13 protein-coding genes and 1 pseudogene are annotated in these 8,597 nt (G+C 63.3%); 8 read left to right on the top strand and 6 right to left on the bottom strand.

Annotation, left to right across the window (positions count from 1 at the left end; genetic code table 11):
- A pseudogene (locus tag SE91_RS17055) lies at positions 1–313 on the bottom strand (hypothetical protein); the annotation flags it as partial.
- A gap of 264 nt (positions 314–577) precedes the next feature.
- Complete coding sequence (locus tag SE91_RS36350; RefSeq protein ID WP_156489650.1) at positions 578–739, bottom strand: hypothetical protein; 162 nt, start codon at positions 737–739, stop codon at positions 578–580.
- On the opposite strand from SE91_RS36350, the gene SE91_RS17050 reads away from it, so the two are divergent.
- Both SE91_RS17050 and SE91_RS36345 read left to right on the top strand, forming a co-directional pair.
- Positions 729–1,082, top strand: coding sequence for a hypothetical protein (locus SE91_RS17050; RefSeq protein WP_245318473.1), 354 nt, complete (start codon positions 729–731; stop codon positions 1,080–1,082). The two genes, SE91_RS36350 and SE91_RS17050, sit on opposite strands and share 11 nt — an antisense overlap.
- A 64-nt stretch (positions 1,083–1,146) precedes the next feature.
- Positions 1,147–1,500, top strand: a complete 354-nt coding sequence (locus tag SE91_RS36345) for a hypothetical protein (protein WP_156489649.1) — start codon at positions 1,147–1,149, stop codon at positions 1,498–1,500.
- A gap of 16 nt (positions 1,501–1,516) precedes the next feature.
- Here the strand turns inward: SE91_RS36345 and SE91_RS17045 are convergent, their stop codons facing one another.
- Positions 1,517–3,076 carry a winged helix-turn-helix domain-containing tetratricopeptide repeat protein gene (locus SE91_RS17045; RefSeq protein ID WP_061851170.1) on the bottom strand — a complete coding sequence of 520 codons (1,560 nt, stop codon included), beginning with the start codon at positions 3,074–3,076 and terminating at the stop codon, positions 1,517–1,519.
- A gap of 141 nt (positions 3,077–3,217) precedes the next feature.
- On the opposite strand from SE91_RS17045, the gene SE91_RS17040 reads away from it, so the two are divergent.
- The 4 genes from SE91_RS17040 to SE91_RS17025 all read left to right on the top strand — a co-directional run bounded on the left by SE91_RS17040 (position 3,218) and on the right by SE91_RS17025 (position 5,962).
- Positions 3,218–4,195 carry a Bug family tripartite tricarboxylate transporter substrate binding protein gene (locus tag SE91_RS17040; RefSeq protein ID WP_061848406.1) on the top strand — a complete coding sequence of 326 codons (978 nt, stop codon included), beginning with the start codon at positions 3,218–3,220 and terminating at the stop codon, positions 4,193–4,195.
- Positions 4,196–4,217: 22 nt separating this feature from the next.
- Positions 4,218–4,844, top strand: a complete 627-nt coding sequence (locus SE91_RS17035) for a pyridoxamine 5'-phosphate oxidase family protein (protein WP_061848405.1) — start codon at positions 4,218–4,220, stop codon at positions 4,842–4,844.
- A 107-nt stretch (positions 4,845–4,951) separates the two neighbouring features.
- Positions 4,952–5,566: a cupin gene (locus SE91_RS17030; protein ID WP_061848404.1), complete on the top strand. Its 615-nt coding sequence runs from the start codon at positions 4,952–4,954 to the stop codon at positions 5,564–5,566.
- A 75-nt stretch (positions 5,567–5,641) separates the two neighbouring features.
- Entirely contained in the window at positions 5,642–5,962 is a 321-nt protein-coding gene (locus SE91_RS17025; protein WP_008551761.1) for a low affinity iron permease family protein, read from the top strand.
- Positions 5,963–5,985: 23 nt separating this feature from the next.
- Here SE91_RS17025 and SE91_RS17020 read toward each other — a convergent pair whose 3' ends face one another.
- Both SE91_RS17020 and SE91_RS17015 read right to left on the bottom strand, forming a co-directional pair.
- Positions 5,986–6,699 (bottom strand): Crp/Fnr family transcriptional regulator, encoded by a 714-nt coding sequence (locus tag SE91_RS17020; protein WP_061848403.1) that lies wholly within the window; start codon positions 6,697–6,699, stop codon positions 5,986–5,988.
- A gap of 17 nt (positions 6,700–6,716) precedes the next feature.
- Positions 6,717–6,947 (bottom strand): hypothetical protein, encoded by a 231-nt coding sequence (locus SE91_RS17015; protein ID WP_008551757.1) that lies wholly within the window; start codon positions 6,945–6,947, stop codon positions 6,717–6,719.
- Positions 6,948–7,105: 158 nt separating this feature from the next.
- Here SE91_RS17015 and SE91_RS17010 point away from each other — a divergent pair, with 158 nt between their 5' ends.
- Positions 7,106–7,843, top strand: a complete 738-nt coding sequence (locus SE91_RS17010; protein WP_061848402.1) for a Crp/Fnr family transcriptional regulator — start codon at positions 7,106–7,108, stop codon at positions 7,841–7,843.
- Between the two features lie 75 nt (positions 7,844–7,918).
- On the top strand, positions 7,919–8,146 hold the full coding sequence (locus tag SE91_RS17005; protein WP_156489648.1) for a hypothetical protein: 228 nt from the start codon (positions 7,919–7,921) through the stop codon (positions 8,144–8,146).
- A gap of 61 nt (positions 8,147–8,207) precedes the next feature.
- Here SE91_RS17005 and SE91_RS37125 read toward each other — a convergent pair whose 3' ends face one another.
- The gene (locus SE91_RS37125) at positions 8,208–8,378 is read right to left on the bottom strand and encodes a hypothetical protein (protein WP_197489590.1); all 171 of its coding nucleotides are present in this window, start codon (positions 8,376–8,378) and stop codon (positions 8,208–8,210) included.
- Between the last annotated feature and the right edge of the window lie 219 nt (positions 8,379–8,597).

Here is an 8,597-nt window from a genome sequence, read left to right as displayed (position 1 = left end):
CGGATTGTGGTGAGGCTGAATCCGTTTCTTGGGCGGCTCGCGCGTCGGGCGTTGCCTGCGCGGTCTGGGAGGCCTTGCTGCCTGCGGCGCGCAGATACCAGCACTTCTGCTTGGTCGAGCGTTCGAGGCGATAGTACCAGTGCTGTCCCTGCGGCGCGGCGCCCTTCGGCGATGCGAGGCAGTCGCCGGCGGCGTTGGCAGTGCTCGAAGTGGCCGGCGCGGTTGGCGCATTCTGCGACACGGCGGCCAGGGGCGCGCCGGCGATGATGCTGCCGACGAGCGCGGATACGAATTTTGCGGTGCGGTTGCCCATCCTGGTCTCCCGGTTACGCGTGACGCAACTCTAACCACCCCTTTGTCGTCAAAGACTTGGGTGGCAATGAGCCGCAAATCCGGAGAGGATGTGGCTTGAATCGGGCTCGCCGCGCGCTCGTTCCGGGGGGAAATCGGGCCTTTTCGGGCTTACTGCTGGCTGAGGTCCAGGTTCTGCCGCAGCCGTCGCTCCGCTGGACGTTCCAGGGCTGCCCTCGACGCGCTTGCGGTCTCAGGACGGTGGTCATCGTCCGCTGTACGGCGCTCAACGCGCCTGTCCGACGGTCGCTGTTCTGTCTGGTTCGCCACGCTTGGCAGTTTGCACGTAGCCGTCGCCGGCCCAGCGCGCGAGCATGACGGCCACGGCAAAGATGAACGCGATGATGGCGATCCGCTGCATCGGATCCAAATGCCAAATGATCGACAAGGTTGCTCGCCCCGCCGTCGGAACTCAGAAGCAGGCCGGTCGGGAGAGCTTCATGGAGGAACCAGAAGGAACGGTGCAGGTTACTTCGTCGCCGACAGAGGAGGACGCGATGGATATGAGGGAAGCCTCAGCTATGACTGAAGCGTCCGGGCTGACGGACGAGCACCGGCAGACGTCCAGCCAGCAGCCCGACGCGCGGCCGGAGAGAGCAAGCCGTCGGCCGCCGTCTCCCGAGCTCCTAATGAAAATGGCCGACCAGCTGCGCGAGACAACCGTGAAAGCACCTTTGCGCTCGCTCCTTGTCGCATTTCTTCTTGGAGCCTGGTTCGTACGCCGGCGCTAAGTTGCCTCTTGGAGCCGAGAAGCTTGATGAATTTCGAACCTGTCAGGGACAGATGGAGGGAAGAATGAAGCGTTTGGCAATCGCGGCGACTATCCTGGCAGGTACTATCTCGTTCGCCATGGCGCAGAGTTCGGGAGGCGGTTCGGGTGGTTCGTCATCCTCTGGCGGCGCGAGTGCAGCCGGGACGAGCGGGACCAGCGGTTCGACGCTGTCGAACGGGACCACGCTGAGCGGAACGGGTGGTGCGCCGGGCCCTAACACCTCCAATGCCCTGCGCCGCGGCGCGACGGGTGACAGACTCGGCGTAGCGGCACCTGATCAGAATGGCGGTGGATCTCGGCCCACCTACAACACGCCAATTGCAGACGCCGCCGTCCGGCAACTTGGCGACACCAACCCAGGCGTCCTGAAGAAGTAGGCGGCGTGGGGTGCGGCTACTCGGGCAACCCCGCCGTTCGCATACCCTCGACGAACCTTGCCATGTGTTCCGGCCGATGCAGGAATATCTGCTCGTGGAGGTTTGATAATCGCAGGTTCGGTTGCAGCATGCGAAGCCGTGCCATCGCCTCCTGCTTCGGCCGTTCGCGGCCGGCAAGAGCATGGCTCATTGCCGAGACCCGCAATGCAACGGGCCAGCCAGGCCGCAGCTGCAGCGCGCGGTCGGACCAGGTCGAAGACTGGTCGAGGTCGCCAAGAAGGAAATAGGCAAAGGCCATCGCGCTGTAGGCGAGGTGCATCTGCGGGTCGAGCGGGCTAAGGCGCATGGCTGTGCGCAGGTGTTCGATCGCCAGTTCGCACTCTCCTGCATAGACGCGAATCCAGCCACTGCGCTGCCAGGCGGCCGCCAGATTCGGGTTCAATCGCAGCGCATGATCGATCAGCGCGACGCCCGCCTTGATGTCGCCGACGACATGAGCGACCGCATGCGCACTCCACGCCAGTGCGACGGCATCGCTCCGGCCGAGGTCTGCGCCTAACCTCGCCAGCCGGTCGGTCTCGGCCGTCTCCGTTGCGCGGTCAACGACCCAACCCGTTGACTTGCGCATGAGAAAGCAGCCCGCGGCGAGCGCGTACGGTCTCGCAAACGTCGGATCGAGCTCGATCGAGCGATAGAAATGCTTTAGCGCGGCATCGTGACCTGCTCTCGTCCAGGCATGCCAGCCGGCCATGCCGCGCAGGAAGCAATCATAGGCGCTCAGACTTTCCGTCGGCTTGCGTTTCGCTCGCTCGATTTCCGCCTGTTCCAGCTTGGGGGCGATGGCACCGACCACGCTGTGTGCCATCTGATCCTGCAGCTCGAAAATGTCATCGAGCGAACTCTCGAAGCGATCCGCCCAAATGTGCTTTCCGGTTTCCGCGTCGATCAGCTGGCCACTGATCCGCACGCGCTTGTTGACCTTGCGCACACTGCCTTCCAGCGCATAGCGCACGCCGAGGTCGCGTCCCACGGTCCGAACATCGACCGCCTGTCCCTTGTAGGTGAAGCTCGTATTGCGGGCGATGACGAACAGCTCGGAGAATCGGGACAATTCGGTGGTGATGTCCTCGACGATACCGTCGGTGAAGTAATCCTGCAGCGGATCTCCGCTCAAATTCGCGAACGGGAGCACGACGATCGAGGGCTGGTCGCCTAGACTGAGGTTGGCAGCCATCGTGTCCTTGGATGGCGAACTCGTTGCGGGTGCTTCCTCACGAACATGGCCGACAAAACGTAACCCCTTGCGGGGAAGCGTCTTGATCAGCCGCTGTTCCTCGCCGTTGTCGCCAATCGCCTTTCGGGCGCCGTTCAGCCGCGTCGTCAAAGCGGATTCCGACACGATGCGTCCGCCCCATATGCCGGCGATCAGATCGTCCTTGGTGATGACGCGCTCGCGATTACGGATCAGAAAAGCGAGGATATCGAACACTTGCGGCGCGATGGCCACCAGCTCGCCGTCGCGGCGAAGCTCCCGCCGGTCGGTGTCGAGCGCATGATTTCCGAAGCAGTACAGCAACTTGCACTCCAAAACGGCAGGCGACGATCGGCAGGCTGAAATAAAGGCCAAGGTAAGGGTAAAGTAAGCCACTCGCAAAGCGAGCACGCCGGCGACATGCCATGGTCGCAGCCATCAGGTGCAGCAAAAAGGGCATAGGTCATGACCATTGCGCGTCGTAGACTGCTTCAGCTTGCCGCGAGCGTTGCCGCTCTGCCGCTCGTGGTTTCGCCCGTGCGAGCGGAAACCTACCCGGCGCGGCCGATCCGCCTGATCGTTCCGCAAGCGGCGGGAGGCGCTTCCGACATCAGCGCTCGACTGATCGGCCAATGGCTGTCGGACCGTCTCGGACAGCCCTGCTTGATCGAAAACCGGCCGGGCGCGGGCGGCAACATCGGGACCGAAGCGGTGGTGACGGCAGCGCCGGACGGCTATACGCTGCTTCTGGTCGGATCGTTCAACACGATCAATGCGACGCTCTACGATAAGCTCAGCTTCAATTTCATCCGTGATATCGCACCCGTCGGCGGTGTCATGCGAAACCCGCTTGTCATGGCCGTGCATCCTTCCTTGAGCGCGCGGACCGTTCCCGAGCTGATCGCTTACGCCAAGGCCAATCCGGGCAAGCTGAATTTCGGGTCCGCCGGCAATGGCAGTCCCCAGCACATGGCGGCCGAGCTATTCAAGATGATGACTGGCATCGAAATGATGCACGTACGGTATCGCGGCTCGGCGGCTTTGTTGACCGATCTTGTGCGCGGCGAGATCCAGCTCGCGTTCGATCCAATCTTTTCGTCGCTCGAACATGTGAAGTCCGGGACGCTGCGCGCGCTCGCGGTAACGACGGCGACGCGCGCTCCCGCCTTGCCGGACATCCCTGCGTTAGGGGAGGTCGTGCCCGGCTACGAGTCCGTCGGATGGGTGGGCATCGGAGTACCCCGGGATACACCCGCGCAAATCGTCGACAAGCTCAACGCAGAGATCAATGCGGGTCTCGCGGATGCTGCCATCAAGGCGCGGCTGACGGAACTCGGCGGCGCGCCGCTGCCGGGCTCGCCGGACGAATTAGGCAGGCTCATTGCCGAGCAGACCGAGCGATGGGGAAAGGTGATCCGCACGGCGCAGATCAGAGCCGAATGACCTTGAGATATCGGAGTCGGCCATGTCCATGCGCTTCGACGAGGTGATCGCCACGCAGGAGCGCCTGCGCGAGCTCTCTGATTTGCCAAGCTTCCGCGCTCGCAACAAAGTCATCGACCATGTCGACGAGATATGCCGCCGCTTCATCGCGACCTGTCCCTTCGTCCTCGTCGCTTCGCGCGGCGCTGATGGCCATATCGACGTCTCGCCCAAGGGAGATCCGGCCGGCTTCGTTGCGGTTCTCGACGACAGGACCTTGGCGATCCCCGATCGTCGGGGAAACAATCGTCTCGACACCTTTGAAAATCTGCTCGTGCATCCCGAGATCGGACTGCTCTTCATGATTCCGGGCCACGGCGATACGCTGCGCATCAGCGGCACCGGAACAATCGTTCGTGACGGCGCGCTGCAAGCGCGTTTGGCCGTCGAAGGCAAGCCGCCAAATTTGATCCTGGTGATTGAGATAAACGAGGTCTTTTTACACTGTGCGAAGTGTGTGGTCCGCTCGAAGCTGTGGAGCCCGGAACACTGGCCAAACCGCTCAAATCTGCCGTCGCTGGCCCACGCGATCGTGACGCACGCGCGATCCGGCGAAACGGAAGCGGAGGTTCAGGCAGTCATCGACCACGGGATCGCCAATCTCTACTAGACCGCGATCGCTCATCGATAGAGCGAGTTCGTGCGCTCGATGCAGCACCGCTCCAACCTCGAAACTTCTCTCCTCCGTCGCCGTTGAACCGCGGCTGAGGAGAGGTCATGCCGATCAAGGACCAGATCAAGAATCTCGCCAAGAAGCTGGTGGAGGAGCGTCCCGACGCCGCAACGCTCCGGGCGCTGGTACGGGCGCGGAAGCCCGCGGCCGTCCATTTCCGGGACGACGGCATCGTGCCGAACAATCCCGATTTTCCAATGCTGCTCTATCGCGGGGCGGTGAATCTCAAGTCCCGGCGCTTTCCTCCCGAGGTCGTCATCGACACGCTGTTCGATACGAATGGCTGGGGTCGGTCATGGCGCGATACGGTCTACGATTTCGTCCACTATCATTCGCAAATCCATGAAGTGATGGGTGTGGCTCGCGGCACGGGCCGGATCGAGTGCGGTGGGGTCAAGGGGCGCATCTTGCGCGTGAAGGTCGGCGACGTCCTGGTGCTGCCGGCAGGCACCGGACACCGGCTGATCGAGTCCAGCCGCGACTTCTTGGTCGTCGGAGCCTATCCGCAAGCCGGGGCGTATGACGAGTGTACCGACACGCGCGAGCGCCCCGACGCCATCAAGCGCATTGCCAAGGTCCGCAAGCCGAAGACCGATCCCGTGCTGGGCCCCCGCGGCCCGCTGCTGAAATCGTGGCGGAGACAGGCCGCGCGCTCATAGGGGATGACGTCCGCTCGCGCCCGCGCATCGCGGAAGCCACCCGGGAACACGGGTGCTCTCCGCGAGTTGCCGTGCATGTCCCTTCCGAAATCAAGAGGCTGGCTCACCGAGATTGGCGTTGCCACAGCGCGACCGGCCGCGTTTGCGGTGTTCCTCATCTACGGCATTGCCTGGATCGCGGTCGGCAACGGGCTCGAATGGCATTCCTTCGCCACACTGGCGACCTGGGGCATGACGCTGGTTATCCAACGCGCCGAGCACCGCGACACCCAGGCCATCCATGCCAAGCTCGATGAATTGCTCAAGGTCGCCGGCCGCGAGCATGTGATGACAGTCGATGATGAGGACGCCGAAGAGGTCGAGTCTCAGCGGGAGGAAATTCGGCGTTCGGGATAATGCGTCGCGCACCCTGACCGCCATCATACGCCTCGTTCAGCGCAGATAGTCAGGCCTAAATCGGCGAGCTTGCGCAGTTCATCGGGCTGCAGCAGTTCGATCTCGCTGCCCTCCCATGCGATCAACCCGCGATGTCTGAGCTCCTGGATGGTGCGATTGACGTGGACGATCGACAATCCGCAGGCATCGGCGACGTGGCGCTGCGTCATCGGCATCTGGAAGCAGCCGTCGGCGACGAGACCGACGACCTCCAGCCGCGCGGCGAGCTCGCAGATCAGATGCGCCACCTTGGGCAGCGCCGCCTGCGCGCCGAGGCGGGCGATCCATTGCCGCGAGATCGCCGCGTCGATCAGCGTCTCGCGCCAGAACGCGCGGGTCAGGTGGATGGAGCTATCGAGAAGCTGCCGGAGCACGCCGTGCGCGACATAGCCGATGGTAGAAGGCCCGAGGCTGACGAGATCTGCATCCATCGGCGAGACCAGCAACGTGTGCAGGCAAGGCATGTCGCCGGGCACGTGGAAGGCGAGGATCTGGCTTCGGTCGCCGACGATGCGCGCCTGGTAGAGGAAGCCGCTGACAACGAAGACGCTGCGCGAGGCGCCTTCGCCCTGGCGCAGAACGATCTCGCCGTCCGCGACGGGGCGCAGCGTTGAGGGCAGGCCGGCGATCTGCCGGCGTTCCTCGTCGGAAAGGCCTTCGATCGCCTGGAGACGCGTGATGAACTTCGGATGCGGCATGAGACGGGATATGCGCCTCAGCGATCGGGCACTTCGACGAAGCGACGCGAGAGTTTTGCGATCGTCCAATCGGAGACGGGCTTAGCGCGGAACTCGCGGATGGCGCGGGCGAGTTCCTGATCGGACATCGGATTTGCCGGCTCTTGCAGGGTGCCGTTCCGGAAGGCATCGCTGATGCGGTCCAGATGCTGATTTTGTTCCGATGCAAAGAGGTAGCGAATGCGCTCCAGGATGGTCGGGGGTGTCATGAGAAGAGCTGCGAAGCCCGCTTTCGGAGGATGGGACGGATGCGACTCGGCGATGTCGCAAATCGATTAGCAACCTGTGCTTCCGATAAGCGTTCTAGTCCGCTGTACGCAGGCCGGATGTATCATTTGATAGAACCGGCGGGATTTTTGGCGGTCTCATGGACAAAGCCCACGATGTGCTGATCCGGAACCTGTGCGAGCACACCCCATTGGTCGAGGACGATATCGCCGAAATCCGGGAACTGACCTTCACCCTTCGTGATCTGGAGCCCAACGAGGATTTCATCCGCCAAGGCGATAAGCCCGAGCATTCGGTGCTGGTCGTCTCGGGCGCGGTCGCTCGCTACCATCTGCTCGGCAGTGGTCGCCGGCAATATCTCGCGTTTCATTTCACCGGCGACCTGCCGGACGCACAGGGCCTGTTCATCGATGAGATGGACCATGGGCTGAGTGCGCTGGGACCGGCGTCGGTCGCCTTCATCCCGCATCGCGAATTGTTCGCCGCGTTCCGGCGGCGGCCGGTTTTCGGGATGGCGGTTTGGCGCGAAACCTTGCTCGATGCAGCGATCTTCCGCGAAGCGATCACCAACAACAGCGCCCGGCCGATGCAGACGCGCATGGCACATCTGTTCTGCGAGCTGTTCTACCGCGCCCGCGCCGCGCAACTCGTCCGCGCCAATCGCTGCCGCCTGCCTATCAGTCTCGCCCAGCTTGGCGAGACGCTGGGCATGGCGATCGCAACCGTGAACCGGACACTCGCCGACCTCCGGCGGAGTGGGGCGATGGATCTTCGCGAGGGCGAGCTGATCGTGCTGAAATGGCGCGAGTTGCAGCGGCTCGGCGATTTCAGTCCGGCCTATCTGCACCTGAAGCGTCAGTCCTCGCCGCCGCCCTGAGCGGCGGCCGGCGCCCAGCTTGAGGGGGAACAACTTCCTCCTCGGCACGTCATTTCTGGGACGAGGGAGATGCTCATGAAAGCGCTCATCGCTGCGATCACGTTTGCCGCCATGACCGGGCCTGCCATCGCCCAGAACACCGGACCCGTGCCGCAGAGCGGCATGGAAAGGCCGGAGAACACCAACGGCGCCACCGAAAGAGGCGCGATGGACACCACCGGCATGAATGCGAACCGGGCCAATCGGCCCGGCATGAAGGATATGTCCAAGGGAGAGAACCGGACCGACGGCAAGAAGAAGTAAGGCGCCAGCAGCGTGGTCGCCGCCTTCTACGGCGGCGCTCTTGTTCCGATTTGCGACCGTCTCAGTCGCGCGCGCAGCAATCGACCAGCGCGCGCCAGATGCGGTCGACCCGCTGGGTCCTGCGAGATTCGAAGGCGGCATCGTCTTCCGCACGCGCCGACGGCGCGGTGCGCCTGTCGCGCGGCTCGATCCAGCGCTCCGAGATCGGATCGTACCATCGGCCGAGGGTCATCACGTCAGTCACTCCTTCATTGCGTGACGGGAGACCAACGCGATCAACGTTCGCGACGTTCCTCATTTGAGGCCATCATATTTTCGGCAGGACTGAAACTTTGTTCTCGGCCGGAGAACTACGGGAATTCGGCGTCGGCGGCCGCGCCGGTCTGTGTAGCAGTGAACATACGAAGGTTTGCGATCATCAACCGGCGTCGCAAGGAGCATCAGCCAAGGC

Source organism: Bradyrhizobium sp. DOA1 (assembly GCF_001593325.1).
Taxonomy (GTDB): Bacteria; Pseudomonadota; Alphaproteobacteria; order Rhizobiales; family Xanthobacteraceae; genus Bradyrhizobium.
Note: the sequence above shows the minus strand (reverse complement) of the source record. Positions and strands in the feature narration are given on the sequence as shown.